The organism is Massilia norwichensis (assembly GCF_024753245.1).
In the GTDB taxonomy this organism is placed as follows: domain Bacteria; phylum Pseudomonadota; class Gammaproteobacteria; order Burkholderiales; family Burkholderiaceae_D; genus Telluria; species Telluria norwichensis.
The window spans coordinates 1-25,864 of record NZ_JANUGX010000014.1; the positions used below are offsets into that span (position 1 = coordinate 1).

Consider the following 25,864-nt stretch of genomic DNA (forward strand, 5'->3'; position numbering starts at 1 on the left):
CGATCAAACGCAGTTCTTCACTTCATCGCCTGTTCTTTTTCACGGCAATCTTGAGACCTTGCCTTCGAAAAGTGTCGCTGGCGCGCCTGACCAGAAAAGACAAGCTTTCATGGTCGCTCCCACCGCCAATGCAGATGCAGAAACCGATCGCCACCTTGAAAGTTCGTTCGCATTTAATCAGCTCGAGCAGGTAGCAAAAAACTTTACACACGCCGAATTCGTTATGCTTTTGGCGCCTATATTTGGCTACGACATCCCTGCAGAAACCTATATCAAGCTGTACCAAGGACTGAAGAATGGTTCACTCAAACAACCGGTCATAAAGGTAATGAAAAGTTGCCATTACCCTGCTTCATTTGACAACGAAACACGTGAAATTTTGGTACACCAGGCGGCTGCTGATCGCGCTGCAGCGGGCAACGACGACTCATGGGAACTGCTGACCGCGTTGATGCATGAATTTGGCCACTATATTGATTTAGTGCTACGCAGCGATTTGGCCGAGAAAAACCCGGATGGCACTTCTACACTTGCGCCAGATGCAGAAGGCGATGAGGGTGCGAAATTTGCCTACAACATTGCTTTCCTTGATTTTTGCAACAGCAGTGCAACGCCATATGCAAGTTATCGCTCCCCCGCCTTTAACGGCGAACTTAAAGTCGATTACCACGCGGTACAGCAAGCCATACAAAAATCGCAAAATGATGATGCACAGCGTAACGAAGGAAAGGATGGCAACATTGAATTTTTTGGCGCAGGCATGGGCGAACATAATGAAGATCGACCCAGCTCATCGTTCGGCCATCAATCGATCGAACGTGCTTTACGTGACGTCTCAGAACATTTTAGAGTAAGAAAGGTACTTGACCAGATTTATTTCGGGAACTGGTTGCGCGATTACTCACAGTTACTCGATCCTTCTATCGTACGAAAGCCTGAAGCGCCTAGAAACTTTCCCAGAGCGTTTTCTCGCCAAGAGCTAACAGAGCTAGTAGACATTTTTGCCGAATCCGAGTTTGTCGCGAGTCCAGAGGACAAGCCCATATTCAAAGTAACCCCTTCCATATTGGGAGTGTACCGACCTGTAGAGCATATTGACAATCCAACCAATAACTCTCCCAACGGGCCGGATCCGCATACTATCGACAAGGATTTCCAACCAAAAGCCTCCGTTGAATATACTTCTATCGATCCACAAAAGTCGATGAAGAGATATATCGATTTTTCAGCCACATACATGTCTAGTGAGATAAACAAGGCGCTAGCCGCTGGCCCAGGGCCAGAAGGATATCGGCACTTTGGCGCAGCACTTCATGTACTTGAAGATTATTTCGCGCATAGTAATTTCGTCGAACTAAGCTTAAGGAAAGTGGGACACGTTCATGTTCTCCCATGGACATCATCCGCACCTGGAAAGCACAGCCTTCCCGTCATTACGGGGATGTTTGACTCTGATGACGTTATTGCTAGCACGGCAGGAACTATCGCAGATATATTATTCAAGGTGGAATGGAAATTCAAACCGATCGAATCTGGCGAGCGCACGAAATCAGATCGTATCCTACTTATATTACTGCGCGCACATAGTGACCCGCGTATGTTGCAGGCTTATGAAGATTATCTAAAAATAAGAGATAATCTTGCAAAAATACCTGGATATAAATACGTAGGAGCAATCCCGTATTACACTGTTGGATTGATCTCCAATATCCATAACTTCGTCTGCAGCACCTTGCTTCACCTTATTGGAAACAGCGTTGACGATCAACAAATTGTCCGTGTAGGCGACCCCAATACAAACGGATCGACAAACCCAACACATTCTCAACTGGCAAAAGATCACGACAATCATCCATTCCATACCCTAGCTGCGGAATTAGCAAAAATTGCTGTGAAAGAAGTCGGATCAGCCGTTGCATCCCATTGGTGGAAAGGAGAAACAACAGCCGATCCTGCACTGATTGCTCGAGGTTTTCTTACTCATCCATTCGATACGAGTTGGCAAGACAAATTAGTAGCAGATTGGGCAAGAAAACATCCGCAAGAGGTCAAACGTGGGGAGTCTGCAACAGAGTGGGAGGCGATGGAGAAAGCACATAAAGAAGAGGTACTCGACTCAATAGAAAGAGCCAAAAAAACAAACCAAGAAGCTTGGAATTACATCAATAAAAATTTCACCACGCTTTTCAACGAAAAGAATCAAATTAAAAAATGATAAAAATCTTCCTTAGTGGATCAATACTTTCGTTGTTGTTGCTCGCCACCATTTCCGAAGGTGTAGAAATTTCCGATAAATCACCTTCCACGAAAAAAAGAGAACCTACGATGTTAGATCGGTGGAACGAAGTCCGACATCAAGCTGCGCTAGCGACAGGCGCTATAAAAGACACTCCGCCCGCTCGGCATGTGAAAAGATATGCAAAGCCAGAAATCATTATAAAAGGGTCAAGTATTTTTTTTGACGGAAAACTTCTAGAACTTGGTCGCCCATTGACCTCGTGGAAAAATATACTTAAGAGAAATCCACGTTGCGACAAGAAAGAAATCGAATGGTGCGTATGGGAAGATCTAGGATTAGAAGTTTCTACAAATGAGAAGGGTAACTTTGGAGTCAGCTCCGTTACCATTAAGATAAACATCCCAGAGGATTCGCTCAATGAAACAAAAACATCATATTCTGATGGAACGCCTGACAACACATCAAAGGCTGACTGGTTAGCTCGCCACCCCTTCACCGGCTATCTAGAAATAGATGGATTCGGAATTGATAAAGAAACGAAGTTCTGGGAGCTTCAATCGAACATCGACGTTCGTCGAAATTTGAGTTGCGGGCTAAGGAACTGCGAGTTCCCTAAAGGAATATTCGGCCCCAAGAGCAATATCGCCTTACATCTAAATGGCGGAAGCGAATCGGCAACAATTGAAGAGATAGAGATTTATACCACATCTTATTAGTTCTCACGGCCGACTTTCAGGATCAAGGCACTGGCATGATCGAAATGCCTTATTCATATAATCAAGTAAAGCTAGAATTGCAATCGCAAGCCAATCCCGTTCGAATTGCGATCTCTAGCGATAAACGAATACGAACGACAAATGAAGCATCAAGGACGTGGCGTCATTCGCCTCAACGACAAAACCGATCACGGCGGCCAGGTCATCAGCGCATCCTCGGGCACAACCGTGATGGGTGCGGTCGCCGCACTTCAAGCTGACATGACGCACTGCCCAAAGTGTAAAGGTAACTTTGCAATCAAACCTGATGGCGCAGGTGCGCGACATGAAGGCAAGCCTTATGCCTATGACGGAGATGTGACCGAATGCGGCGCTAAGTTGATAACATCATTGTAAATTGACCGCTAAGAGTAGGGTCACCTCAGCCAGCAAAAGCCGCTTTTATGAGATCGTTAGTTTCAGCAGCCTGTCTAGCAATGTTATTGTGGGCCCCGCAATCGCAAGCGGCGACACTGACCAGCTACAAGGTGCGCAACAGTAAGCCGATGAAAGATGTCTTGGTTCAAAATGTGTCGTTTGACACGGCAGCCGGTTTGGACCACAGCGCTATCAAGAAGATTAACACGGCCTTGATAGCTGCGTCTGCTTCATTCGCCAAAGAAGCTAAGGACTGCAGCGCCGCCGCTCAAGGTCACCCATGGGGGTACAAATTAACACTCGAAAAGGTTCTTTTCTCTGAAAAGTATCTAAGCGTAGTTTTTGCCAAATCATCTGTGTGCGCAGGATCTCCAGATATAGAAAAAGAAGCGCGCGTCTTTTCACTTCCAGCTGGTGATCTTGTTCCAGCCAAAGCTTTATTCAAGAACAACTTCCCAGCCGTCAAACTCGTTATCGACGCTCCACCCAACAAGCAATTGATTCGGCTCGACGAGAAAACGGTCGAGACCATGATCGACGATAGCAAGGAGATTTTGAAAGTCTTTGACAAGCGCTGCGATTTTTTTCTAAAGCATACCTCATACCGGATATGGCTGGATGGAAAATATATTATTCTTTTTCCTGAATTCATACAGCCGCAATCTTTTTGCCAGAAAGAATATTTGATTCAACCCGAGGATTAAATTGTCTTGAACGGCGACCAGTTTCCTTCAAGGATCACGATTCCAAGTTGGACAGCCGGTCTGTCTTTCCGGCCGAGTAACAATCGGTCCTGGCCAAGTCGTTCTTGCCGTCGCATAAGCATGGTCAGGTAAGCTGCATGGTCCCGTCACTAGTTGCTATATAGATCTTATCAATTAATTCCAATCGCGGGCCGCAGCGGCGCCCAGCAGTGGCCCACGAGCGACTCGGTCGAACATCGGCGGTGCGCCGCAGTCCCAGCATGATCAGACTGGATGAAGCGGTTAGCCACGATGACAAGCGCCATCTATGCGATCACGCATCGAGACACGGGAACTTCTTATATTGGGATGGCACGGCAGATCGAACGGCGCTGGAGCGCGCATCGGCGCATGTTGCGCAACGGGCCCCACCATTGCGCAGCACTGCAGCGGGCCTGGAATGCGCACGGCGAGGCCGCGTCCTTTTTCTACCGCCTGGAAACTTTCCATAACACGGTCACCGAGGCATTCCTACTCCAGGGGGAGACGGCATGGCGCCAGCTCTTCCACCCAGCATTGTTCAATCCGCTAAGAAGCCGGCAGAAAGCCCGACAGTCCGTACGCGAGCGACGCAGTGGCACCGAGCGCCGCAGTGGCACGGAGCGCCGCCAGTTGCGGGGACGCCGATATAGCGATTTGGCACGCACCAGCACAGCTCGATCACCTCTCGGGCGAAAGGGCCGGCGTGCATAGATGGCAGGAGCTCCTGCCGCGCGCACCCTGCTGCACAGCTTGCTCGAGCGCTATCCGCGGGTTTGCACTGCTCGCTATAAAGGCTGATAGCGCGACAAATTCATTGTTGACGCCGGCGGTGATCAGACACGCCAGTGTGGTCGAGCCTACGCCGGGCGGTCTCCACGTAATGATCGAATGCGCTCGACCTGGCCTGACAACGACACCAAGTCGTTTCGGTCGCGAACGCTCTACGCGTTCAACAACTAACCCGGTAGGCAACCGTTTGGTGGCTATTGCTCAGACAAAATGACTAGTGTCGATTAGTTGCATATTATGGACTTCCTTTGTAGTTACCCACTCAGTTAGTTTTACGGTCCGTCCTGCACTGCAGTCAATTTGCGACGCGCTACGGCCGCAAACTTTGCAGCAAACTGCCCAGTACTAGTGGGCTAAGCTCGAAAGCGGCATAAAAGCCCCCGTCTTTCGAGCGTGCAAATTGACGCAGCAAGCTGGAAAATTGTGCACAGCAGAGCCTGCCAACGGAACAATCCCAATCGCACGTGGCGGCTCGCGCTTTCTCCGAAAGGAAAGGTAAATGCACGACAACGAAATCCTGAATCTTGACGCCGCAGCCAAGGTCGTCCATGCCACTGCGGAGACGCTTCTTCAGTACATCCGCAGCGGCGACCTCAAGGCAGCTCGCGTCGGGAAGCAATTCATCGTTACATACGTCTCCCTCATTCACTTTGTGGAGACGCTGGCCGCCAGCCAAAGCACGGAACGTCGTGCGAAGCGTCCTCAATCCGACGAGGCGAGCGCGGATGAAAGCAGGCTTAACCTGGGACGCACGCCCGCGTTTGTCCAGTTACCAGTAGCCGGAGCAGACGCCGCAGCGACGAAACGCAAGAGGCGACGGCGACAGCTTCCTGTACTGCCGCCGCTGGAGCCTTAAGCGCACCGTTTCACCACAGGTGCGCTGCCAGGTCGCTACCCCGCAAGCTCGCATATCGCCGAAGCATTCGAATATCCTTGTGCCCTGTGATTTTCGCGATCAAGACGTCCGATAGCGTCGTCCGTTCATACAAGCGGCAGGTAGCCTCATGACGCAAATCGTGGAAATGAAGACCCGGTACGCCAGCGAGTCTGAAGATCCTCGCAAACCGTATCGAGAGGTTCCGGGTTGCGACATCGAGCGCTTGTACGTCCAGGTTACCGTCCCAGAACGGAAGAAGCCGGTCTCCTCTATTGGCGATGGTTTCCCGGTGCTTGCTGACGTACTCGGAGAGAAGCGCCACCATCGGGGTTGGCAGTGGCACTTGCCGCGATGAGCCGTTCTTCGTCCGCTCAAGAAAGATCGTGCGCTTCACGAGATTCACCTGGGCGGAATGCAGCGTATAACACTCACGCATACGCATGGCGGTGTGGAGCGCGAGTTCGAACAATAGGCGCTCATCGGCGCGGTCCTGAAGGTAAGCCACGATCTTTGCCTCTTCGTCGTCGGCAAGCCGCCGGTCCCGCTCCTCGTCGACCCGCACCTTCTTGCCATGGGCCGCCAGCGCTTCGGAGTCAGCCTCGGTATAGCTGGCGAACCCTCGCTTCAACAGGCGTAGGGGGTTCTGCGCCATGATCTCAGCATGCTTCCTGGTCATCCAGTCAAAACACCGGGCAAGCGCGCCCTGCCGCTTGCGGATCGTGCCCGGGGCCAGGTGATCGATACGCTTCATGTCGCGAACCCAGGCTTCAGCCCATGCGTAGTTGAGCGAGGCAGTGCTCAGCTTTGCAATGCTCGCATGATTGTGCCGAGCAGTTTCTGGTCCGACAGCGGGACAGAGTTATGCCTGAGATACTCGACGATGCATCGCTGTACTGTCCAGATCTCCTGCTTGGGCGTTTCCCGTTCGAGCAGAGCCGCAGGTACGATCCCCTGAGCGAGAAGCCCTTCGAGTTGCCGACCGTACTGCTCGGCCGCCTCGCGCGTGTCGAAGGTTGCCCACAATGGTTTAGGCAAAAGCTTGTGGACGATGCGTAGCTGGAAGCCGTACGGGCGCTTTGTGATGTTGGCCATGATCTGCGCATCGTATGCTACGGCAAGGCCAAACTGATTGATCCTAGTCGAGCTACACCAAGATGTAGACGGCGATTTAGCCGTCTACAGCGGCGGTGCACCGCAAATTTCGTGCGGTTTGAAACCAGGCTGAACCGGCACTGAAACGCTGTCTTACTGGGGAATTTGGAGGCGAGGACGGGAGTCGAACCCGTCTAGACGGCTTTGCAGGCCGCTGCATAACCGCTTTGCTACCTCGCCCGAGGAGACTTGCTTGACACTGACCTGGCGGGTTATCGACCACATCAGCACGGGAAGGAGACTTCCCTGAATTCTGGAGCGGGAGAAGAGTCTCGAACTCTCGACCTCAACCTTGGCAAGGTTGCGCTCTACCAACTGAGCTACTCCCGCATGGAGTGTACTGCCATATTCGGAGATGAATCACTGGAGCGGGAGAAGAGTCTCGAACTCTCGACCTCAACCTTGGCAAGGTTGCGCTCTACCAACTGAGCTACTCCCGCTTAGGAGTTCATACCGATTTGTAAAACACTGGAGCGGGAGAAGAGTCTCGAACTCTCGACCTCAACCTTGGCAAGGTTGCGCTCTACCAACTGAGCTACTCCCGCATGGAGTCTTACACTTACTGCCGCTTTACTACTTACTGCTAACTGCTGCCCCAACATTGTTGGAGCGGGAGAAGAGTCTCGAACTCTCGACCTCAACCTTGGCAAGGTTGCGCTCTACCAACTGAGCTACTCCCGCGTCGCTGGAAGCTGCGATTATAACTTATTGCCATCAACTTCAGCAAACTTTGGAGCGGGAGAAGAGTCTCGAACTCTCGACCTCAACCTTGGCAAGGTTGCGCTCTACCAACTGAGCTACTCCCGCTTCGTTTCGTTTGCTGCAATGTCTCGCAACAGGCAGGCATTATAGAGATGCTGAGCTATGTGTCAAGGATGGCTCAATAGAAATTCTAAACGGAACCGGATTTTTCCTTGATCAGCGGCCAGGCGCGGCGCAGATAGTAGAACATCGACCAGACCGTCAGCACGCCGGCGATCCACAGCAGGATCTCCCCTGCGATGTGCATGTCGAGCACGGTGAACACCGAATCGTGGAACAGCAGCATCGGAATCGCGACCATCTGCACCGCGGTCTTGATCTTGCCGAGCGAGTTGACCGCCACCGACTTGCGCGCACCGATCTCGGCCATCCATTCGCGCAGCGCCGAGATAGTGATCTCGCGGCCGACGATGATGAAGGCGAGCACGGCGTTGACGCGGTCCAGCTGCACCAGCACCAGCAGCGCGCCGGCCACCATCAGCTTGTCGGCGACGGGGTCCAGAAAGGCACCGAAGGCCGAGGTCTGGTTCCAGCGCCGCGCCAGGTAGCCGTCGAACCAGTCGGTGACGGCGGCGACGATGAAGACCAGGGTCGCCGCCAGATTGCGGTCCGCGACCGGCAGCCAGTGGGTAGGCAGGTAATAGACGCCGACGACGAGCGGAATGAGAGCGACGCGTAACCAGGTCAGGAGAATCGGGATGTTAAAAGGCATAAAGCGGATCAGTGAACATAGCGCCGCTAGTCTACATGGCTCTTGCCTTTTAAACCAGTTGAGCTCATCCAGACGAACGCCGCTCCCGCCAGGCGGACTTGGGTTCCCGCCTGCGCGGGAACGACGGGGGAAGCGCGGGAACGACGGGGGAAGCGCGGAAACGACGGGGGTGCGCGGAGACGACGACGGTGACGCTCAGTGCAACTGCCGATAAATCTCTTCGGCCAGCGTGCTCGAAATGCCTTCCACCGACATCAGGTCCTCGACGCTGGCGTCGATTACCCCGCGCAGGCCGCCGAAGCGTGCCAGCAGCTTCTGGCGGCGCTTGGCGCCGATGCCCTCGATCTCTTCCAGGCGCGAGGCCTGGCGGGCCTTGGCGCGCTTGGCGCGCATGCCGGTGATGGCGAAGCGGTGCGCTTCGTCGCGGATCATCGCCACCAGCATCAGCGCCGCCGATTCCTTGCCCAGCTCCTGCGGGTCGCGGCCGTCGGCGAAGATCAGGGTTTCGAGACCGACCCGGCGCCCCTCCCCTTTCGCCACGCCGACGATATTGCTGACGTCCAGCCCCAGCTCGGAGAACACCTGGCGCGCCATCTCGACCTGGCCCTTGCCGCCGTCGATCAGGGCGATGTCCGGCATCACGCCTTCGCCGCCGGCGACCTTCTCGTAGCGCCGCATCAGCACCTGGCGCATCGCGGCGTAGTCGTCGCCGGGCGTGATGTCGTTGATGTTGTAGCGGCGGTATTCGCCGTTCTGCATCTGGTGGTGGTGGAACACCACGCAGGATGCCTGGGTCGCCTCGCCGGCCGTGTGGCTGATGTCGAAGCACTCGATGCGCAGCGCGTCGAGGTCTTCGGTGTCCAGGCCCAGCACGTCGGCCAGCGCACGCGTGCGCGCCTGCTGCGAGCCCTGCTCGGACAGCAGGCGTGCCAGCGAGATCTCGGCGCCCTTCTGCGCCAGCTCCAGCCACTGGCGGCGCTGGCCCTGCGGCTGGAACACCAGGTTGATGCGGTGCCCGCACTGCTCGGTCAGCGCGTTGATCAGCTCCGGCATGTCGAAGAAGGTGTTCAGGATGAAGGTGCCGGGGATGAACTTGTCGCCGTAGTGCTGGGCCAGGAAGGCGGCCAGCACCTCGACTTCGATCGGGCTCTCCTCCAGTGCTTCGCCGACCTGGGTCGGGAAATAGGCGCGGTCGCCCAGGTGGCGGCCACCGCGCACCATCGCCAGGTTGACGCAGGCGCGGCCGCCCTGCACCACCACCGCGATGATGTCGACGTCGGCATCGCCGACCGTCTCCATGCTCTGCGCGTGCAGCACCTTGGACAGCGCCTGGATCTGGTTGCGCACCGCTGCCGCCTGCTCGAACTTCAGGTTCTCGGCGTAGGCCAGCATCTTTTTTTCCAGGTCTTCCAGCACCTCGGTCTGGCGGCCGCGTAAAAACTTTGCGGCGTTGTCGACGTCGCGCTTGTAGTCCTCGGGCGCGATCAGGTCCACGCATGGGCCGCTGCAGCGGCCGATCTGGTGCAGCAGGCAGGGCCGCGTGCGATTGTGGAACACGCTGTCTTCGCAGGTGCGCAGCTTGAATACCTTCTGCAGCAGCTGCATCGATTCCTTGACCGCCCAGGCGCTCGGGAAAGGCCCGAAGTACTGGTTCTTCTTGTCCAGCGCGCCGCGGTAATAGGCCATGCGCGGGGCGTCGCCACCGGTGATCTTCAGGTAGGGATAGGACTTGTCGTCCCTGAACAGGATGTTGTAGCGCGGCTTGAGGGTCTTGATCAGGTTGTTTTCCAGGATCAGGGCCTCGGCCTCGCTGTGCGTGACGGTGGTCTCCAGGCGTGCGATCTGCGAGACCATCATCGCGATGCGCGGGCTCGACAGATTTTTCTGGAAGTAGCTCGACACGCGGTTCTTCAGGTTGCGCGCCTTGCCGACGTACAGGACCTTGTCCTCGGCGTCGAAGTAGCGGTAGACGCCCGGCAGGCCGGGCAGCTTGGCGACCGTCGCCAGCACCTGCTCGCGCACTTCGACGCCCGGCTTGCTGCCGAGAGCATCCTTGGTAATCGTCGCGTTGAGCTCTTCCTTCATGGCTTGCCAGGCGTCCGGACGGGCGCGCGGCGAGCCCTCGGGCTGGCCTTCGGCCTTGGCCCGGTTCTTGGCGGCGCGGGCGCGCTTGCTCGGCTCCTCGTGCGGCAGGACCGGCATCGCGGCGCCACCGGCGGCCACATACGCGGCCGGGGCCTCGTGGACTTCCGGCGCGGCCGGCGCAGCGGGGACTTCAGGCACTGCCGGGACGTCCGGCAGCTGCTCATTTGATCGAACTTCCTTGGTCACTTGGGTCCTACTCGTTGGAGGGGTGTTATGCCGGCGCCTGGGTCACGACCACGAAGGCGACGCCGTAGTCGGCTTCATCGCTGATCGTCACCTGCGCCGTGAGACGGTGTTCGCGCATGAATTCTTCGAGCGCGCCGCTGCAGACGATGATGGGTTTGCCGCCGGGGGCATTGACTATTTCAGCCGAGCGCCAGGTCATGGGCATGCGCATGCCCAGCCCGATCGCCTTCGAGAACGCCTCCTTGGCCGAAAAACGCGTGGCCAGGAAGCGCAGCCCGCGCACCTCGTTCTTGGCGCGGCGGGCAAGGTATTTCTGCATTTCCTGCGGTCCGAGGATCTTCTCGGCGAAGCGTTCGCCGTTGCGCGCGAGGGCAGCCTCGACGCGCGAGATCTGGACGATGTCGGTGCCGATCCCGTAGATCATGCGCGCCCCTTCTCAGGTCTCCGCCGACGGATTGCCGAGCGCAACGCCGAGGCGGGCATCGACCATGATCGCCTTCATCTCGCGCACCGCATGCTCCCAGCCGACGAACAGCGCGTGCGCGACGATCGCGTGGCCGATGTTCAGCTCGTGGATTTCGGGGATGGCGGCGATCGGCTGCACGTTGGTGTAGTGCAGGCCGTGGCCGGCATTCACGCGCAGGCCGTGCTTGACGCCGGCGCGCACGCCCAGCTTGATGCGGGCCAGTTCGCGCGCGATTTCTTCCTCGTCCTCGGCTTCGGCATAGCGGCCGGTGTGCAGTTCGATCACCGGCGCGCCGACCGCGGCGGCGGCGGCGATCTGCTGCTCGTCGGCGTCGATGAACAGCGAGACGCGGATGCCCTCGCCCGCCAGCTGCCTGACCGCGGCCTCGACCTCCTTGTAGTAGCGGATCACGTCCAGGCCGCCCTCGGTGGTGACCTCTTCGCGGCGCTCCGGCACGAGGCAGACGTCCTGCGGCCGCACCTGGCAGGCGAAGTCGATCATCTCCCGGGTGACGGCGGCCTCGAGGTTCATGCGCGTCAGCAGCTGCGGACGCAGGGCCAGCACGTCGGCATCCTTGATGTGGCGGCGGTCTTCGCGCAGGTGCAGCGTGATCAGGTCGGCGCCGGCCTGCTCGGCCAGCAGCGCGGCGCGCAGCGGGTCCGGATACACGGTACCGCGCGCATTGCGGACGGTGGCGACGTGGTCGATGTTGACGCCCAGGTCGATGACCGGGCCGGTTGGGTGCAGGAAGCTCATAGTGTTCTTTTTGTTTACAGCTGCATTAAGTCAAGCAAAATCTGGCGCGTATTCAGCGGCGCGCCGCCCAGGTGGTAGGCCAGCAGGAAGCGCATCAGCTGCTTGCTTTGCGCCTGGGTCTGCGGGTCGCCATAGTGTTCGTTTTCCATGTCGATCAGGGTCTTGCCGGACACCACAGGCCAGGTATCCGCCGCCTGCGCCCTGCGCGCACCGCGCTCCGGATCGACGACATACATGCCGTCCGGCTCGACCCGCGCGCGGGTACCGGTGTCGCGCACGAGATTGGCGGCAACCCCGGTCTCTTTAAGTAGGGCCAGTTCGAACTTTCGCAAGACGATCTGCGCAGGTTCATTGTGCGCCAATTCGTTGAGCGTCGCCACGTAGTGGTCGAACAGCTTCGGGTGCGGGTCGTCGCGCGCCAGCAGCTTGACCAGCAGTTCGTTCAGGTAGAACCCGCACAGCAGCGCGGTCTTTTCGATCGGCAGCATGCCGCCGACCCAATCGGCGTCGATCAGGGTGCGCAGCTCGGACTTGCCGGAAAAGGAGATCGACAGCGGCTGGAACGTCTGCAGCACCCCGCGCAGTTTCGACAGCGGCCGCTTGGCGCCCTTCGCCACCACGCCGATGCGCCCATGGTCGCGCGTGAACATGTCGACGATGAGGCTGGTTTCCTTGTAGGGATAGCTGTGCAGCACGAAGCCGGGCTGGCCCAGCACCCGGGTGTCGCGCGCCGGGGTGCGGCGGCGTGCTTCGGGCTTGGCTGGCTGGACGGGCGCGGGCGGGCGCGCAGGCACCGGCGCATGCGCCGGTGCGGGTGCGGGCGCCGGTGCGGGCACGGATGCCGGCTCGGGCACCGGATTCGGCAGCGGCGCAGGCGGCAGTGGCGCCGCAGCGGCGGACCGTACGACATAAGGCGCGGCTGCTTCCTGTGCCTCGTCCGGGCGCTCCTTGCTTTGCTCGTCCTGGCCGGCCATGTGGCGGGAGACTGGCTTACTCGTAGCCGTAGGCGCGCAGGCCGGCTTCGTTGTCGGCCCAGCCGGATTTCACCTTGACCCAGATTTCCAGGTACACAGGGCCGCCGAACAGCTTTTCCATGTCCAGACGCGATTGGGTCGAGATCTCTTTCAGGCGCGCGCCCTTGTTACCGATGAGCATGGCCTTGTGCGTATCGCGCTCGACCAGGATGGCGGCGAACACGCGGCGCAGGTTGCCCTCCTGCTCGAACTTCTCGATCAGCACGGTGCTGGTGTACGGCAATTCGTCGCCGACCAGACGGAACACCTTTTCGCGCACGATCTCCGCGGCCAGGAATTTCTCGCTGCGGTCGGTGATGTCGTCCGGGCCGAAGATCGGCGGGTTTTCCGGCAGATGGCGCTGGATTTCCTTTTCCAGCGCATCGACCTGGAAGCGCAGCTTGGCCGACACCGGCACGATGGCCGTGAAGTCACGCATCGCGGCCAGTTTGGCGGCGAAGGGCATCAGCTCGGCCTTGTCCTTCATGCGGTCGGATTTGTTGATCACCAGGATCACCGGCTGGTTCTTCGGCAGCAGGTCCAGCACTTGCTGGTCGGCCGGGCCGAAGGTGCCCGCCTCGACCAGGAACAGGATCACGTCCGACGCCGTGAGCGTGTTCGAGACGGTCTTGTTCAGGGTCTTGTTCAGCGCGTTCGCGTGGCGGGTCTGGAAACCGGGCGTGTCGACGTAGATGAACTGGGCGTCGTCGCGGGTCTGGATGCCGGTGATGCGGTGGCGCGTGGTCTGGGCCTTGCGCGAGGTGATCGACACCTTGGCGCCGATCAGCACGTTCATCAGCGTCGACTTGCCCACGTTGGGGCGGCCGACGATGGCGATGTAGCCGCAACGGAAATCTGCGGGGACGCCCTCGTCCTGTTGGTTGTCGGTCTCGATGTTCATGCGGGTGTTTCCTGTAGATTCATTAATGCGGGCGCTCGCCCTGGTTGCCGGCCTGGTCGGCGCTTTGGTCGGTCGCGATACCGGCCAGCTTCAGCTGGGCCGAGCGCGGGCGGCTCTTGCGGGCGCCGCCGGGGTTCTTCTGCACCGCCTGTTCGGCGACGTCGAGGGCCAGGCGCGCGGCCGCCTGCTCGCCGGCACGGCGGCTGCCGCCGCGGCCAAACACCTGGATGCCGAGCTTGGGCACCAGGCACTCGATCTCGAATTCCTGGCTGTGCGCGGCGCCATGGGTCGCCACCACGTTGTAGGTCGGCAGCGAGATCTTCTTGGCCTGCAGGAATTCCTGCAGCAGGGTCTTGGCATCCTTGCCGAGGGTGCGCGGGTCGACCGAATCCAATAGCGGGATGTAGAAGGCGCGGATCACGTCGCGCGCGCTGTCGAAGCCGCTGTCCAGGAAGATCGCGCCCAGCAGGGCTTCCAGCGTGTCGGCCAGGATCGACGGGCGGCGGAAACCGCCCGACTTCAGCTCGCCCTCGCCCAGGCGCAGGAACTGCGACAGCTCGAGCTTCTGGGCGATTTCGTACAGGGTCTGCTGCTTGACGAGGTTGGCGCGCAGGCGCGACAGGTCGCCTTCGGCCAGGTCCTTGAAGCGCTCGTACAGCACCGAGGCGACCACGCAGTTGAGGATCGAATCTCCAAGGAACTCCAGGCGTTCGTTATGCAGACTGCTGTGGCTACGGTGGGTCAGCGCCTGTTGTAGCAGGCTGGGGTCCCGGAACGTATGACCGAGGCGCGTTTGCAATAACTGAAGATTCATTGTCGTTTCATTGTGTTACGCGGCAGCTTATTTGGCTGCCGTACCATCCTTTGCAGCCACCGCGCCGCTCGGGTCGGTGGTACCGGCAAAGTCGATCAGCAGGCTGACGTTGCCTGCCACCGGAATGCGCTTTTCGTAGGCGAAGCTGACTTCAGCCTGGCCGTTGTCGCGGGTGATCACGAGGTCCGTCGGCGCGATCGCCGTGATGTTGTTGACCTCGGCGTTGCGGACGAAAGCCTGCTGGATCTCGCGGGTACCGGGGCCGGCCGCCTTGGCCGCCGCGATGCCGTTCTTGATCGAGCGGTACTCGGCCCAGGCCGGGAAGATCTTCATCGCCATCACAGCGATGAAACCCAGCACGATCAACACCACGATCAGGCCGGACAAGGAAAAACCGGCCTCCCTGTGCATCTTTACTTGTCGCATCTGCGCCCCCGAAAGAATCAGTGGATACCGCCGATGCGCTTCAGGTTGCTGAAGTTCATCCAGACAAACACAGCCTTGCCGACGATGTTCTGGTCGGGCACGAAGCCCCAGTAGCGGCTGTCTGCGCTGTTGTCGCGGTTATCGCCCATCATGAAATAATTGCCCTCCGGTACGATACAGGTAAATTTATCGTAGGAATAGGTGCAATTCTCGTGATGCGGGAAGTCCGGATCGACCGCAGCGAGGTTGATCGTGCGCTGCCCGTCCATGTTCAGGATACGGTGCGGCGCGTTCGACAGCTTCTCCACGAACTGCTTGTGGTACACCGGGCGCTCGTCGTCGAGGTAGTCGTCCATCGGTTCGTACTGGACCGGCACACCGTTCACGGTCAGGCGCTTGTTCTCGTAGGTGATTTTATCACCGGGCACGCCGATGACGCGCTTGATGTAGTCCTGGCTCATGTCCTTCGGGTACTTGAAGACCATGACGTCGCCGCGCTGCGGGTTGGCGACGTCGATGATTTTCTTGTTGATCACCGGCAGGCGGATGCCGTAGTCGAACTTGTTCACCAGGATCAGGTCGCCCACCAGCAGGGTCGGCACCATCGACGAGGATGGGATCTTGAACGGCTCGAACAGGAAGGAACGCAGGAAGAATACCAGCGCGATGACCGGGAAGAAGCTGCCCGAGTACTCGACCCAGGTCGGCTGGCGCAGGATCGAGGCTTCCAGTGCGGCGCGGTTGCCGTTGTCGACCTTGATGCCGTCCGCGGTCAGCTTCGAGCGGTGGGCGTCGTACTCGGCCAGGGCGGCGTCGGCACGGGCGCGGCGCTGCTTGGAGAGCACGAACAGGTCCAGGAACCAGATGATGCCCGTGACCACCATCGCCACGAAGAGGATTAGCGCAAAATTGCCGAGGATCGGTTGCAGATTCATCGCTTGTTATTCTTCCCGTATTCTTATTTCTCTTCCACCTGCAGGATGGCCAGGAAGGCTTCCTGCGGGATCTCCACCGAGCCGACCTGCTTCATGCGCTTCTTGCCGGCCTTCTGCTTTTCCAGCAGCTTCTTCTTACGCGAAACGTCGCCGCCGTAGCACTTGGCCAGGACGTTCTTGCGCAGCGCCTTGACGTTTTCGCGCGAGATGATGGTCGCGCCGATCGCGGCCTGGATCGCCACGTCGAACATCTGGCGCGGAATCAGTTCGCGCATCTTGGCCGCCACCTGGCGTCCGCGGTAAGGGGCGTTGGCACGGTGCACGATGATCGCCAGCGCATCGACCTTCTCGCTGTTGATCAGCATGTCGACCTTCACCACGTCGGCGGCGCGGTTTTCCTTGAACTCGTAGTCCATCGACGCGTAGCCGCGCGAGGTCGACTTCAGGCGGTCGAAGAAGTCCAGCACGATCTCGGCCATCGGGATCTCGTAGTGCAGCTTGACCTGGCGGCCGTGGTAGGCCATGTCCATCTGGATGCCGCGCTTGCCGTTACACAGGGTCATCACCGCGCCCACGTACTCTTGCGGCATGTACAGGTTGACGTCGACGATCGGCTCGCGCACTTCGTTGATCTTCGACGGTTCCGGCATCTTGGACGGGTTGTCGACGCGGACGATGCTGCCGTCGCGCATCTCGACCTCGTAGACCACGGTCGGCGCGGTGGTGATCAGGTCCATGTCGAATTCGCGCTCCAGGCGCTCCTGCACGATCTCCATGTGCAGCAGGCCCAGGAAGCCGCAGCGGAAGCCGAAGCCCAGCGCCTGCGAAACTTCCGGCTCGTACATCAGGGCGGCGTCGTTCAGCTTCAGCTTTTCCAGCGAGTCGCGCAGCGCGTCGTACTGGTTGGCCTCGACCGGGAACAGGCCGGCGAACACCTGCGGCTGGACTTCCTTGAAGCCCGGCAGCGGCGCCGGCGCCGGCTTGGCCGCGTGGGTCACGGTGTCGCCCACCTTGGCGGCGGTCAGTTCCTTGATGCCGGCGATGATGAAGCCCACCTGGCCGGCCTTCAGCTCCGGCAGCGAGACCGAGCGCGGCGTGAAGATGCCGATGTTCTCGACCAGGTTCACCGACTCGGTCGCCATCAGCAGGATCTTTTCTTTCGGGCGCAGGGTGCCGTTGACCACGCGCACCAGCATGACCACGCCCACATACGGGTCGTACCAGGAGTCGACGATCAGGGCCTGCAGCGGCGCATCCGGGTCGCCCTCGGGCGGCGGCACCTTGGCGATCAGGGTCTCCAGCACGTCTTCCACGCCCAGGCCGGTCTTGGCCGAGCAGACCGTGGCGTCGCTGGCGTCGATGCCGATCACGTCCTCGATCTCTTTCTTGGCGTTGTCCGGATCGGCGTGCGGCAGGTCGATCTTGTTCAGGATCGGCACCACTTCCACGCCCAGGTCGAGCGCGGTATAGCAGTTGGCGACCGTCTGTGCCTCCACACCCTGGCTCGCATCGACCACCAGCAGCGCGCCTTCGCAGGCCGACAGCGAACGCGAGACTTCGTAGGAGAAGTCGACGTGGCCTGGGGTGTCGATCAGGTTCAGGTTATAGGTCTGGCCGTCGCGCGCCTTGTACTGCAGCGCGGCAGTCTGGGCCTTGATGGTGATGCCGCGCTCGCGCTCCAGGTCCATCGAGTCGAGCACCTGCGCGTCCATTTCGCGGTCCGACAGGCCACCGCACAGCTGAATGATGCGGTCCGCCAGCGTCGATTTACCGTGGTCGATGTGGGCGATGATGGAAAAGTTACGTATGTTTTTCATTAACAAAATTCAAAACCAAAAGAGCGGCAGGCGGTATCGCGAGTGCGCTGGGGTGCCGGGAAAATCCAAACCCTGCATTTTACCGGATTTCAGGTCAGAAAGCCCGGATTGCCTACCATCAAGTATTTATCGACATGGCCGATAAGCATGCAAGACCTATAAGTTCATCACATGCAAAGCGCCGACCATGATTATCGCCCCTGACCCGCAAGCCTGGAAAGCACGCCAGCGCCTGCCGCTCCACGAACGCATCCTGGCGCTGCCGCCCGAGGTCTGCGACCTGGTGCGGCAGGTGAACCTCGCATCGAATCTGGACGCGCTGCCGGTGCCGGTGGCGCCGACCCCTGCCCTGCGCCGCGAGCTGGGCGATGCCATCGCCGGCATGCCAGCCGTGGTGCGCGGCCTGGTCGACCCGCTGCTGCTTGGCGTCTGCCTGGGCCATGGCCTGGGCTCCTCGGGCATCACCGACATCGTCGCCGATGCCGAAGGGCGGATCCTGGGCTGCGTGGTGCTGCTCGACATCGGCATGCTGGGGCCGCATGGGGCGAATTCCTGGGCCAGCTGGAAGGAAAACCTGCCCTTCCTGCCGGACGGCGACTTTACGCTGTCGGCGACGATCGCCACGCCCGCGCAGGACACGCGCAGCGGTGCCATGCAGTACCTGCTGCTGCACGAGTTCGGGCATGTCTTGAGCGCTGGCTATTCCTTCCTGCCGGCCTGGTGGGCGCCGGTGCCGGACCAGGCTTTCGCCTGGCTGGACCTGAGCTGGGGCGTGGATGCGGATGGACGCTTCCTGCCTTTATCCGGGTCCGATTTCGAACTGCGCGGCATGGTGGATTTTTACGGCAAGCACAAGCTGGACGGCGATGCATTGGTCACCGCCTGCGCCGGCCTCGAACAAAGCGATTTTTCCAGCCTGTACGGCGCCACCAATCCCTACGACGACTTCGCGGAATGCTTCGCCAGCTATGTGCATGGCGAGCTGCTGGGCAAACCGCAGGTGCTCGAAGTGCTGGCCGGCGGCCAGGCGGTGGCGCAGCTGGAACATTTCTGGCGCAGCCCGCGCAGCCTGGCGAAGCGGCGTTTCATGGAACTGCTGCTGGATGTGGAAGCGGAGTTGACATCCGAAGCCGGCAGCGTGCCGGAGGCGCTGGCGGCCTGAGTTCGCTTCGGAGCGCGCTCAGGGCTCAGGCCGGCTGTTCGAGGCCGAGGTGGCGCCGCAGCGCGGCCTCGTCGAAGAAATAGTGGCACAGTTCGGGCGCGTTCAGATCCTCGCCGAACAGCACCGGCACCAGCTCGTCGAAGCGCGCCACCAGGCTCGGGTCCGGGCTCGCATCGATGTCGACCACATCCACGCTGAAGGGCAGCCCTTCGCGCGCCATGAAATGGCGCAGGGCTGCCAGCATGTCTTCGCACAGGTGGCACCAGCTGCGCGAATAGAGCGTGAACTGCGGAGTGAAGCGAAGCGGCCGGCTCATTTGCTGCGCTTATTGACGCGGCTTGATGACGACATAGCGCGTGACGTTCTCGCGCCGCACCAACAGGGCCACCGGCTTTTTCGGATCGTGCTTGGTCACCAGGCTGTTGAACTGGGCCGCGCTGTTGACCACGGTGTTGTCGATCTGCAGGATCAGGTCGCCCGCCTGGATGCCGGCGCTGGCGGCGCGGCCATCGGCGAAATCGACCTGCACGCCGGCATCGACCTTCAGCTCGCGCTTGTCGGCGGCCGGGATGTCGGACACCTGCAGGCCCAGCGCATTGGTCGACTGCTCCGGCGCCTTCTTCTTCGGCTGCGCCTTGTTGGCGGCCGCCGCCTCGTCCTGCAGCTCGACGATGGTCACCGGCAGGTCCAGCTGCTGGCCACGGCGCCAGACGCTGACGGTGGCGCGGCTGCCGACCGCCGTGCCGCCGACCAGGCGCGGCAGGTCCGAACTCTTCTCGATGTCCTTGCCGTTGAATTTCAGGATGATGTCGCCGGTCTTGATCCCGGCCTTTTCCGCCGGACCGCCCGGTTCGACCATCGCCACTTCCGCGCCGCGCGCACGGCCCAGGCCCAGCGATTCGGCGACGTCGCGCGTGACCTCGCTGATCTGCACGCCCAGGCGTCCGCGCGTGACCTTGCCGGTCTTCTTGATCTGGTCGGCAACGCGCATCACCTCGTCGATCGGCACGGCAAAGGAGATGCCGTTGTAGGCGCCGGACAGGGTCGCGATCTGCGAATTGATGCCGATGACTTCGCCGCGCATGTTGATCAGCGGGCCGCCCGAGTTACCGGGATTCACGGCGACGTCGCTCTGGATCAGCGGCAGGTATTCGCCGGTGTCGCGCGCCTTGGCCGAGATGATGCCGGCGGTGACCGTGTTTTCCAGGTTGAACGGCGAGCCGATCGCGATCACCCATTCGCCGACGCGGATCTTGTTCGAATCGCCGATGCGCAGCGACGGCAGGTTGCGCGCATCGACCTTCAGCACGGCGACGTCGCTGCGGGCATCGGCGCCCAGCACCTTGGCCTTGAATTCGCGGCGGTCGGTCAGGGTGACCGTGACCTCGTCCGCGCCTTCGACCACGTGCGCATTGGTCATCACATAACCGTCATCGGAGACGATGAAACCGGAGCCGACGCCGCGCTGCACCTGCTCTTCCTGGGGTTGCGCCCCACCGCGACCACCGCGACCGCCGCGCGGCGGCATCTGACCGCCGAAGAAGCGGCGCAGGAATTCCTGCATCTCTTCGTCCGGCCCGCCCTGCCCCTGGCCGAGTTTCACGCGCTCGGTGGTGCGGATATTCACCACCGCCGGGCCGACCTTGTCGACCAGGTCGCTGAAATCGGGCAGCCCGGTGACGGGCGCCGTGACGACCGGTGCGGCGCCGGCGCCGGCAGCGGCCGGGACGGCCGCGTGGGCCATGGGGGACATCATCAGACTCGCGCCCGCAAACATGAGGGCCGACAGGAGCGTGCTTCCGTTTTTGCTGGTCATGGGATCGATGGGTGTTGAGGCTTAAATTGATGTAATGGTAAGCCAAAATACCAACCTTGTCGCCACTGTACGGGCCGATTGGGATCGGCTGCCCGGCGCGCGACGGCGTGGACCGTTGACGCAGCCAGGCCAGGCCGGGTCCGCTCAGCGCGGCGCGGCGACGGCGCTGCTTGCGGCCGGCTCGGCGCTGCCTGCCACCCGTTTGGTGGGCGTGGGCTCATCGGCCAGGCGCGCGGCGAGCCGCTCGCTGAAGCCCGGCGACAGGTCGGCGGTGGCCTCGGCGCGCAGAACGTCGCCGATATGGTTGAAGATGTCCCAGGCTTGCCGGCCGTCCGGCTCGCCGAGCGCGGCCATGGCCAGTTCCTGGTCGGTATCGGGGATCTCGCCATCGAGCAGCAGGGAGATGTATTCGCGGTTCTTTTTGTTCGTGTCCATCTTGGGTTCCATTACATCGGTTCGGTGGCAAGATTCCTTATATTTCCTGTGCGCTGGCTACCGACGCTTGTCAGCCGGAATATCGAGCAAGGGCCTCAATTTCTCGGCAATCACTTCGCGCGCGCGGAATATCCTGCTGCGCACCGTACCGATTGGACACGCCATCACCTCGGAGATTTCCTCGTAACTCAAGCCTTCTATTTCACGCAGCACAATCGCGGTCCGCAATTCCAGCGGCAGCGCTTCCATTGCGGCGTTCACCGTGAACGCGATCTGCTTGCTCGCCAAAACGGACTCAGGCGTATTAATGTCTCGCAAGCTGTCCGCGTCGTCAAATCCTTCCGCGCGCTCGGCATCGGCTTCGGTCGAGGTCGGCGCACGCCGGCCCTGGGTGACCAGGAAGTTCTTTGCCGTGTTGATGCCTATCCTGTACAGCCAGGTATAGAACGCGGAATCGCCGCGGAAGTGGCGTAGTGCGCGGAAGGCCTTGATAAAGGTTTCCTGCACCACGTCTTCCGCCTCGGCCGGGTCGTGCACGAGGCGCGACACCAGCCGCATCAGCCGGCGCTGGTATTTCGACACCAGCAGGTCGAACGCCCGGCGATCGCCAGCCTGGACGCGTTCTACCAGCAGTTGATCACACTCGCGTTCGGTTGTCACTGAACGTCCTTGTTGCTTAAGAATTGGCCCGCTGCATCGAATGTTTGCTGCGCCGCCCGGTCGCCAACAGCGCGACCGTCAGCGCCCGCCAGACCCCCGGCCCGACGCTGTCGCGCCACACCGGCAGCACCTGCACGCGGGCGCCGGCGTCGTCCGGCTGCAGCCGCAGCAGCATCAGCGGCGGCCAGACGACGGAACCCGGCAACAGGGTCACGGCCGTCGCGGCTGGCCCGCGCAGCCCTTGTTGTACCGTCAGGACCACCTCGCCGGTTCCAGAAATATCAATCCGGTGCGTCTTTGGCCTGCGCGACCCGGCATGCATCAGCACGGCACCGGCGCCGGCCAGGAGCAGGGCTTGAAACGTGCTCGAGTGAAAGTGTGCGGACGCAAGAAAGCCCACCGCGAGCGCGGCGGCAAACAGGGACAGGCCGGCGCCGGCGAGCAGGCAACGATGGATGCGCGACGGCCCGACGATGGCGGAAACCGCTATCGACATAGGCGATCGACACTTTTGAAAGAATTAAAAACAAAACGCCCGTCCCTTAGACAGGGACGGGCGTTTTTGGTTCAGACCTTACGAGCTGCTCAGACCTTGGCGAACACCAGCGTACCGTTGGTTCCACCGAAACCGAAGGAGTTCTTCACCGCATAATCGATCTTCATTTCACGCGCGGTATTCGCGCAGAAGTCCAGGTCGCATTCCGGATCCTGGTTGAAGATGTTGATCGTCGGCGGCGACACCTGGTTGTGGACTGCCAGCACCGTGAACACCGACTCGAGGCCGCCGGCGCCGCCCAGCAGGTGGCCGGTCATCGACTTGGTCGAGTTGACCACCAGCTTGCTTGCGTGATCGCCGAAGGTGCGCTTGATGCCCTTCACTTCAGCGACGTCGCCGACCGGGGTCGAGGTGCCGTGCGCATTCACGTACTGCACCTGGTCCGGGTTGATGCCGGCGTAGTTCATTGCCGACACCATGCAGCGCGAGGCGCCGCTGCCGTCTTCGAGCGGCGCGGTGATGTGGTTGGCATCCGCGCTCATGCCGAAGCCGACGACTTCCGCATAGATCTTGGCACCGCGCGCCTTGGCGTGTTCGTACTCTTCGAGCACCATCACGCCGGCGCCCTCGCCCAGCACGAAGCCGTCGCGGTCGCGGTCCCAGGGACGCGAAGCGGTGGCCGGATCGTCGTTGCGCGAGGACAGCGCACGTGCCGAGGCGAAACCGCCCAGGCCCAGCGGCGAGATGGTCGACTCGGCGCCGCCGGCGATCATCACGTCGGCATCGCCGTACTCGATCAGGCGCGCTGCCGCGCCGATGCAGTGCAGGCCGGTGGTGCAGGCGGTGACGATGGCCAGGTTCGGGCCGCGCAGGCCTAACTTGATCGACAGGTCGCCCGAGATCATGTTGATGATCGAGGCCGGCACGAAGAACGGCGAGATGCGGCGCGGGCCGCGGCTGTCGTACTCTTCCTTGGTCGCTTCGATCATCGGCAGACCGCCGATGCCCGAACCCACCATCACGCCGATACGATCGGCATTCTGCTCGGTGACTTCGAGCGCCGAATCCTGCAACGCCTGGATACCTGCGGCCATGCCGAAATGGATGAAGGTATCCATATGGCGACCTTCCTTGCCGGGCAGGTAGTCCTCGACGTTGAAGTTCTTCACTTCGCCCGCGAAACGGGTCGAAAATGGCGTTGCGTCGAAACGGGTGATATTGGCGATGCCCGATTTGCCCGCCAGGGCGCTTTCCCACGCTTCGGCAATGCTGTTACCGATCGGGGAAATGCAACCCAGGCCAGTTACGACGACACGACGGTTGCGTGAACTCAAGCGTTTCTCCTGAATTACTGTATGGCTTAGGCCTTGACGTGCGCTTGTGCGTACTCGATGGCTTGACGGACGGTGGTGATCTTCTCGGCCTGCTCGTCCGGGATTTCCATTTCGAATTCGTCTTCCAGTGCCATCACCAGTTCAACGGTGTCCAGGGAATCAGCGCCGAGATCGTCAACGAACGAGGAATCGATTTTGATGTCTGCTTCCGCAACACCCAGTTGCTCAGCGACGATTTTTTTAACGCGTTGTTCGATATCCGACATGTTATAGCTCCATTAGGTATGTGTTGCGGAAAGTGCGCGCATTTTATCAGGGTTTGCGCGTTGAAAAACTATTTTCAGCGTTTGACGCTATTTCTATTGAAACTACTGCTAAAAGCTGAGATCTGGTTTAATTCATGTACATGCCGCCGTTCACGTGCAGCGTCGTGCCCGTGATATAAGCGGCTTGCGGACCGGCCAGGAAGGCCACTGCGTGCGCAATATCTTCCGGCTTGCCCAGGCGGCCCAGCGGAATCTGGGTCAGCAGCGCTTCGTGCTGGCCTTCGCCCAGGGCCTTGGTCATATCGGTATCGATGAAGCCCGGCGCCACCGCATTCACGGTGATGTTGCGGCTGCCGATCTCGCGCGCCAGCGCGCGGCTCATGCCTTCCACGCCGGCCTTGGCCGCCGCGTAATTCATCTGGCCCGGGTTGCCGCTCGAGGCCACCACCGAGGTGATGTTGATGATACGCCCCTGCTTCGCCTTCATCATCCCGCGCAGCACGGCGCGCGACAGGCGGCCGACGGCGCTCAGATTGGTGGCGATCACGCTGTCCCACTCCTCGTCCTTCATGCGCATCGCCAGGTTGTCCTGGGTGATGCCGGCATTGTTGACCAGGATGCCGATGCTGCCGACGTTCTTGCTGACATCGTCGATCACGGCCGCGCACTGGGCGGCGTCGGTGACGTTCAGGACCATGCCCTTGCCGCCGAATTCGGCCAGGTAGGCGGTGATGGCTTCGGCGCCGGCGTCGGTGGTGGCGGTGCCGACCACTTTCGCGCCCTGGCGTGCCAGTTCGAGTGCGATGGCCTTGCCAATGCCGCGCGATGCGCCGGTAACGAGGGCGACTTGGTTTTGCAGGTTCATGCTAAATCCTTGCTCTATTTGTTCTTATGTCAGACGGCGTTATTGCCTTGAATCGAGGCCAGCACGCGTTCCAGCGATGCCTGGTCGACCAGGGCTTCGCCAACCAGCACCGGGTCGATGCGCTTGGCCATGCCGATCAGGGTCTTGCTCGGCGCGCACTCGATCACCTGGGTGACACCGTCCGCTGCCATCTTCTGCATGGTCTCGACCCAGCGCACCGCGCCGGCCGCCTGGCGCACCAGGGCGTCCTTGATCGCTGCCGGATCGTGCAGGATAGCGACGTCGACGTTATTGATCAAGTCGATCTGCGGCGCATGGAAGTTCAGGCCGGCCATGTACTCGCGCAGGCGGTCCGAAGCGGGCTTCAGCAGCGAGGAGTGGAAAGGCGCCGACACCGCCAGCTTCATGGCGCGCTTGGCGCCCTTGGCCTTGGCGACTTCGCAGGCGCGCTCGACCGCGGCGGTATGGCCGGCGATCACGATCTGGGTCGGCTCGTTGAAGTTCACGGCTTCGACGATTTCACCCTGCGCCGCCTCGGCGCAGACTTCGCGCACGGCATCGGCCTGCAGGCCGAGGATGACGGCCATCCCGCCCTGCCCCACCGGCACCGCGTCCTGCATCGATTGGGCGCGGAAGCGCACCAGTGGCACCGCGTCCTTGAAGTCGATCACGCCCGCGGCCACCAGGGCCGAGTATTCGCCCAGGCTGTGGCCGGCCACGACGTTGGGCTTCGGGCCGCCGGCGGCGATCCAGGCGCGGTACACGGCCACCGCCGCGGTCAGCATGACCGGCTGGGTGTTGGTGGTCAGGTCGAGGTCTTCCTTCGGGCCTTCGGCGATCAGCTTGCCGAGGTCCTGGCCCAGCGCGTCCGATGCTTCGGCCACGGTCTGCTCGACGACCGGGTTGCCGGCGAAGCCGTTCAGCATGCCGACGGCCTGGGCGCCCTGGCCCGTAAACAGGAATGCGAAGTTCTTCATTTCTA

At 60.6% G+C, this 25,864-nt stretch carries 28 protein-coding genes and 6 tRNA genes; 7 read left to right on the plus strand and 27 right to left on the minus strand.

Annotated elements, in window-relative coordinates; genetic code table 11:
- The 6 genes from NX782_RS12885 to NX782_RS12905 all read left to right on the plus strand — a co-directional run.
- Window positions 1-2,215 (plus strand): HET-C-related protein (locus tag NX782_RS12885; protein WP_258845877.1); only part of this gene is annotated, 2,215 nt, incomplete at its 5' end.
- Window positions 2,212-2,955 (plus strand): DUF7738 domain-containing protein, encoded by a 744-nt coding sequence (locus NX782_RS12890; protein ID WP_258845878.1) that lies wholly within the window; start codon window positions 2,212-2,214, stop codon window positions 2,953-2,955. The genes NX782_RS12885 and NX782_RS12890, both read left to right, overlap by 4 nt.
- Before the next feature lie 141 nt (window positions 2,956-3,096).
- On the plus strand, window positions 3,097-3,351 hold the full coding sequence (locus NX782_RS12895) for a PAAR domain-containing protein (RefSeq protein WP_258845879.1): 255 nt from the start codon (window positions 3,097-3,099) through the stop codon (window positions 3,349-3,351).
- Between the two features lie 80 nt (window positions 3,352-3,431).
- Window positions 3,432-4,076, plus strand: a complete 645-nt coding sequence (locus NX782_RS12900) for a hypothetical protein (RefSeq protein WP_258845880.1) — start codon at window positions 3,432-3,434, stop codon at window positions 4,074-4,076.
- 291 nt (window positions 4,077-4,367) lie between these two features.
- The gene (locus tag NX782_RS26530) at window positions 4,368-4,808 is read left to right on the plus strand and encodes a GIY-YIG nuclease family protein (protein WP_370661791.1); all 441 of its coding nucleotides are present in this window, start codon (window positions 4,368-4,370) and stop codon (window positions 4,806-4,808) included.
- A 577-nt stretch (window positions 4,809-5,385) separates the two neighbouring features.
- A complete protein-coding gene (locus tag NX782_RS12905; protein ID WP_258845881.1) occupies window positions 5,386-5,742 on the plus strand; it encodes a helix-turn-helix domain-containing protein in 357 nt (118 codons plus the stop codon).
- A 10-nt stretch (window positions 5,743-5,752) separates the two neighbouring features.
- Here the strand turns inward: NX782_RS12905 and NX782_RS12910 are convergent, their stop codons facing one another.
- The 18 genes from NX782_RS12910 to lepA all read right to left on the minus strand — a co-directional run bounded on the left by NX782_RS12910 (window position 5,753) and on the right by lepA (window position 17,848).
- On the minus strand, window positions 5,753-6,514 hold the full coding sequence (locus tag NX782_RS12910) for a site-specific integrase (RefSeq protein WP_258845882.1): 762 nt from the start codon (window positions 6,512-6,514) through the stop codon (window positions 5,753-5,755).
- A gap of 47 nt (window positions 6,515-6,561) precedes the next feature.
- Window positions 6,562-6,855: a hypothetical protein gene (locus NX782_RS12915; protein ID WP_258845883.1), complete on the minus strand. Its 294-nt coding sequence runs from the start codon at window positions 6,853-6,855 to the stop codon at window positions 6,562-6,564.
- Window positions 6,856-7,021: 166 nt separating this feature from the next.
- Window positions 7,022-7,095 (minus strand) — tRNA-Cys (locus NX782_RS12920).
- A 74-nt stretch (window positions 7,096-7,169) separates the two neighbouring features.
- Window positions 7,170-7,245: transfer RNA gene (locus NX782_RS12925), tRNA-Gly, on the minus strand.
- Window positions 7,246-7,279: 34 nt separating this feature from the next.
- Window positions 7,280-7,355: transfer RNA gene (locus NX782_RS12930), tRNA-Gly, on the minus strand.
- 29 nt (window positions 7,356-7,384) lie between these two features.
- Window positions 7,385-7,460, minus strand: a tRNA-Gly gene (locus NX782_RS12935).
- Between the two features lie 60 nt (window positions 7,461-7,520).
- Window positions 7,521-7,596: transfer RNA gene (locus tag NX782_RS12940), tRNA-Gly, on the minus strand.
- Between the two features lie 50 nt (window positions 7,597-7,646).
- Window positions 7,647-7,722: transfer RNA gene (locus NX782_RS12945), tRNA-Gly, on the minus strand.
- 85 nt (window positions 7,723-7,807) lie between these two features.
- Window positions 7,808-8,389: a CDP-diacylglycerol--glycerol-3-phosphate 3-phosphatidyltransferase gene (gene pgsA, locus NX782_RS12950; protein WP_258845884.1), complete on the minus strand. Its 582-nt coding sequence runs from the start codon at window positions 8,387-8,389 to the stop codon at window positions 7,808-7,810.
- A gap of 195 nt (window positions 8,390-8,584) precedes the next feature.
- Window positions 8,585-10,474 (minus strand): excinuclease ABC subunit UvrC, encoded by a 1,890-nt coding sequence (gene uvrC / locus NX782_RS12955; protein WP_258845992.1) that lies wholly within the window; start codon window positions 10,472-10,474, stop codon window positions 8,585-8,587.
- A 271-nt stretch (window positions 10,475-10,745) separates the two neighbouring features.
- Window positions 10,746-11,144 carry a holo-ACP synthase gene (acpS, locus tag NX782_RS12960; protein ID WP_258845885.1) on the minus strand — a complete coding sequence of 133 codons (399 nt, stop codon included), beginning with the start codon at window positions 11,142-11,144 and terminating at the stop codon, window positions 10,746-10,748.
- A gap of 12 nt (window positions 11,145-11,156) precedes the next feature.
- A complete protein-coding gene (gene pdxJ / locus NX782_RS12965; protein ID WP_258845886.1) occupies window positions 11,157-11,942 on the minus strand; it encodes a pyridoxine 5'-phosphate synthase in 786 nt (261 codons plus the stop codon).
- A gap of 14 nt (window positions 11,943-11,956) precedes the next feature.
- A complete protein-coding gene (gene recO / locus NX782_RS12970; RefSeq protein WP_258845887.1) occupies window positions 11,957-12,916 on the minus strand; it encodes a DNA repair protein RecO in 960 nt (319 codons plus the stop codon).
- Window positions 12,917-12,932: 16 nt separating this feature from the next.
- Window positions 12,933-13,856, minus strand: a complete 924-nt coding sequence (gene era, locus NX782_RS12975) for a GTPase Era (RefSeq protein ID WP_258845888.1) — start codon at window positions 13,854-13,856, stop codon at window positions 12,933-12,935.
- Window positions 13,857-13,878: 22 nt separating this feature from the next.
- Window positions 13,879-14,670, minus strand: a complete 792-nt coding sequence (gene rnc, locus NX782_RS12980) for a ribonuclease III (protein WP_258845889.1) — start codon at window positions 14,668-14,670, stop codon at window positions 13,879-13,881.
- Between the two features lie 27 nt (window positions 14,671-14,697).
- Window positions 14,698-15,096 carry a DUF4845 domain-containing protein gene (locus NX782_RS12985; protein WP_258845890.1) on the minus strand — a complete coding sequence of 133 codons (399 nt, stop codon included), beginning with the start codon at window positions 15,094-15,096 and terminating at the stop codon, window positions 14,698-14,700.
- 17 nt (window positions 15,097-15,113) lie between these two features.
- On the minus strand, window positions 15,114-16,031 hold the full coding sequence (gene lepB / locus NX782_RS12990) for a signal peptidase I (protein WP_258845891.1): 918 nt from the start codon (window positions 16,029-16,031) through the stop codon (window positions 15,114-15,116).
- Between the two features lie 23 nt (window positions 16,032-16,054).
- Entirely contained in the window at window positions 16,055-17,848 is a 1,794-nt protein-coding gene (gene lepA / locus NX782_RS12995) for a translation elongation factor 4 (RefSeq protein WP_258845892.1), read from the minus strand.
- A gap of 187 nt (window positions 17,849-18,035) precedes the next feature.
- Between lepA and NX782_RS13000 the strand changes: the two genes are divergently transcribed.
- Window positions 18,036-19,010, plus strand: coding sequence for a hypothetical protein (locus NX782_RS13000; protein ID WP_258845893.1), 975 nt, complete (start codon window positions 18,036-18,038; stop codon window positions 19,008-19,010).
- A 25-nt stretch (window positions 19,011-19,035) separates the two neighbouring features.
- Here the strand turns inward: NX782_RS13000 and NX782_RS13005 are convergent, their stop codons facing one another.
- From NX782_RS13005 to fabD, 9 genes are all read right to left on the minus strand, one after another.
- Complete coding sequence (locus NX782_RS13005; RefSeq protein WP_258845894.1) at window positions 19,036-19,326, minus strand: glutaredoxin family protein; 291 nt, start codon at window positions 19,324-19,326, stop codon at window positions 19,036-19,038.
- 9 nt (window positions 19,327-19,335) lie between these two features.
- A complete protein-coding gene (locus NX782_RS13010) occupies window positions 19,336-20,766 on the minus strand; it encodes a DegQ family serine endoprotease (protein ID WP_258845895.1) in 1,431 nt (476 codons plus the stop codon).
- A 204-nt stretch (window positions 20,767-20,970) separates the two neighbouring features.
- Window positions 20,971-21,261, minus strand: coding sequence for a sigma-E factor negative regulatory protein (locus tag NX782_RS13015; protein WP_258845896.1), 291 nt, complete (start codon window positions 21,259-21,261; stop codon window positions 20,971-20,973).
- 57 nt (window positions 21,262-21,318) lie between these two features.
- Window positions 21,319-21,921: an RNA polymerase sigma factor RpoE gene (gene rpoE / locus NX782_RS13020; RefSeq protein WP_047826430.1), complete on the minus strand. Its 603-nt coding sequence runs from the start codon at window positions 21,919-21,921 to the stop codon at window positions 21,319-21,321.
- A gap of 16 nt (window positions 21,922-21,937) precedes the next feature.
- Window positions 21,938-22,417, minus strand: a complete 480-nt coding sequence (locus tag NX782_RS13025; RefSeq protein WP_258845897.1) for a protein YgfX — start codon at window positions 22,415-22,417, stop codon at window positions 21,938-21,940.
- An 89-nt stretch (window positions 22,418-22,506) separates the two neighbouring features.
- Window positions 22,507-23,751: a beta-ketoacyl-ACP synthase II gene (gene fabF, locus NX782_RS13030; RefSeq protein WP_258845898.1), complete on the minus strand. Its 1,245-nt coding sequence runs from the start codon at window positions 23,749-23,751 to the stop codon at window positions 22,507-22,509.
- A 26-nt stretch (window positions 23,752-23,777) separates the two neighbouring features.
- Window positions 23,778-24,017, minus strand: a complete 240-nt coding sequence (gene acpP / locus NX782_RS13035; protein WP_036168404.1) for an acyl carrier protein — start codon at window positions 24,015-24,017, stop codon at window positions 23,778-23,780.
- A gap of 127 nt (window positions 24,018-24,144) precedes the next feature.
- Window positions 24,145-24,882 carry a 3-oxoacyl-ACP reductase FabG gene (gene fabG / locus NX782_RS13040; protein WP_258845899.1) on the minus strand — a complete coding sequence of 246 codons (738 nt, stop codon included), beginning with the start codon at window positions 24,880-24,882 and terminating at the stop codon, window positions 24,145-24,147.
- A 29-nt stretch (window positions 24,883-24,911) separates the two neighbouring features.
- Window positions 24,912-25,859, minus strand: coding sequence for an ACP S-malonyltransferase (fabD, locus tag NX782_RS13045; RefSeq protein ID WP_258845900.1), 948 nt, complete (start codon window positions 25,857-25,859; stop codon window positions 24,912-24,914).
- Window positions 25,860-25,864 lie beyond the last annotated feature (5 nt).

Coding starts and splice junctions, on each gene's coding strand:
- NX782_RS12890 (WP_258845878.1), top strand. CDS start 2,212: ATGATAAAAATCTTCCTTAGTGGATCAATACTTTCGTTGTTGTTGCTC.
- NX782_RS12895 (WP_258845879.1), top strand. CDS start 3,097: ATGAAGCATCAAGGACGTGGCGTCATTCGCCTCAACGACAAAACCGAT.
- NX782_RS12900 (WP_258845880.1), top strand. CDS start 3,432: ATGTTATTGTGGGCCCCGCAATCGCAAGCGGCGACACTGACCAGCTAC.
- NX782_RS26530 (WP_370661791.1), top strand. CDS start 4,368: ATGACAAGCGCCATCTATGCGATCACGCATCGAGACACGGGAACTTCT.
- NX782_RS12905 (WP_258845881.1), top strand. CDS start 5,386: ATGCACGACAACGAAATCCTGAATCTTGACGCCGCAGCCAAGGTCGTC.
- NX782_RS12910 (WP_258845882.1), bottom strand. CDS start 6,514: ATGAAGCGTATCGATCACCTGGCCCCGGGCACGATCCGCAAGCGGCAG.
- NX782_RS12915 (WP_258845883.1), bottom strand. CDS start 6,855: ATGGCCAACATCACAAAGCGCCCGTACGGCTTCCAGCTACGCATCGTC.
- pgsA (WP_258845884.1), bottom strand. CDS start 8,389: ATGCCTTTTAACATCCCGATTCTCCTGACCTGGTTACGCGTCGCTCTC.
- uvrC (WP_258845992.1), bottom strand. CDS start 10,474: ATGAAGGAAGAGCTCAACGCGACGATTACCAAGGATGCTCTCGGCAGC.
- acpS (WP_258845885.1), bottom strand. CDS start 11,144: ATGATCTACGGGATCGGCACCGACATCGTCCAGATCTCGCGCGTCGAG.
- pdxJ (WP_258845886.1), bottom strand. CDS start 11,942: ATGAGCTTCCTGCACCCAACCGGCCCGGTCATCGACCTGGGCGTCAAC.
- recO (WP_258845887.1), bottom strand. CDS start 12,916: ATGGCCGGCCAGGACGAGCAAAGCAAGGAGCGCCCGGACGAGGCACAG.
- era (WP_258845888.1), bottom strand. CDS start 13,856: ATGAACATCGAGACCGACAACCAACAGGACGAGGGCGTCCCCGCAGAT.
- rnc (WP_258845889.1), bottom strand. CDS start 14,670: ATGAATCTTCAGTTATTGCAAACGCGCCTCGGTCATACGTTCCGGGAC.
- NX782_RS12985 (WP_258845890.1), bottom strand. CDS start 15,096: ATGCGACAAGTAAAGATGCACAGGGAGGCCGGTTTTTCCTTGTCCGGC.
- lepB (WP_258845891.1), bottom strand. CDS start 16,031: ATGAATCTGCAACCGATCCTCGGCAATTTTGCGCTAATCCTCTTCGTG.
- lepA (WP_258845892.1), bottom strand. CDS start 17,848: ATGAAAAACATACGTAACTTTTCCATCATCGCCCACATCGACCACGGT.
- NX782_RS13000 (WP_258845893.1), top strand. CDS start 18,036: ATGATTATCGCCCCTGACCCGCAAGCCTGGAAAGCACGCCAGCGCCTG.
- NX782_RS13005 (WP_258845894.1), bottom strand. CDS start 19,326: ATGAGCCGGCCGCTTCGCTTCACTCCGCAGTTCACGCTCTATTCGCGC.
- NX782_RS13010 (WP_258845895.1), bottom strand. CDS start 20,766: ATGATGTCCCCCATGGCCCACGCGGCCGTCCCGGCCGCTGCCGGCGCC.
- NX782_RS13015 (WP_258845896.1), bottom strand. CDS start 21,261: ATGGACACGAACAAAAAGAACCGCGAATACATCTCCCTGCTGCTCGAT.
- NX782_RS13025 (WP_258845897.1), bottom strand. CDS start 22,417: ATGTCGATAGCGGTTTCCGCCATCGTCGGGCCGTCGCGCATCCATCGT.
- acpP (WP_036168404.1), bottom strand. CDS start 24,017: ATGTCGGATATCGAACAACGCGTTAAAAAAATCGTCGCTGAGCAACTG.
- fabG (WP_258845899.1), bottom strand. CDS start 24,882: ATGAACCTGCAAAACCAAGTCGCCCTCGTTACCGGCGCATCGCGCGGC.
- fabD (WP_258845900.1), bottom strand. CDS start 25,859: ATGAAGAACTTCGCATTCCTGTTTACGGGCCAGGGCGCCCAGGCCGTC.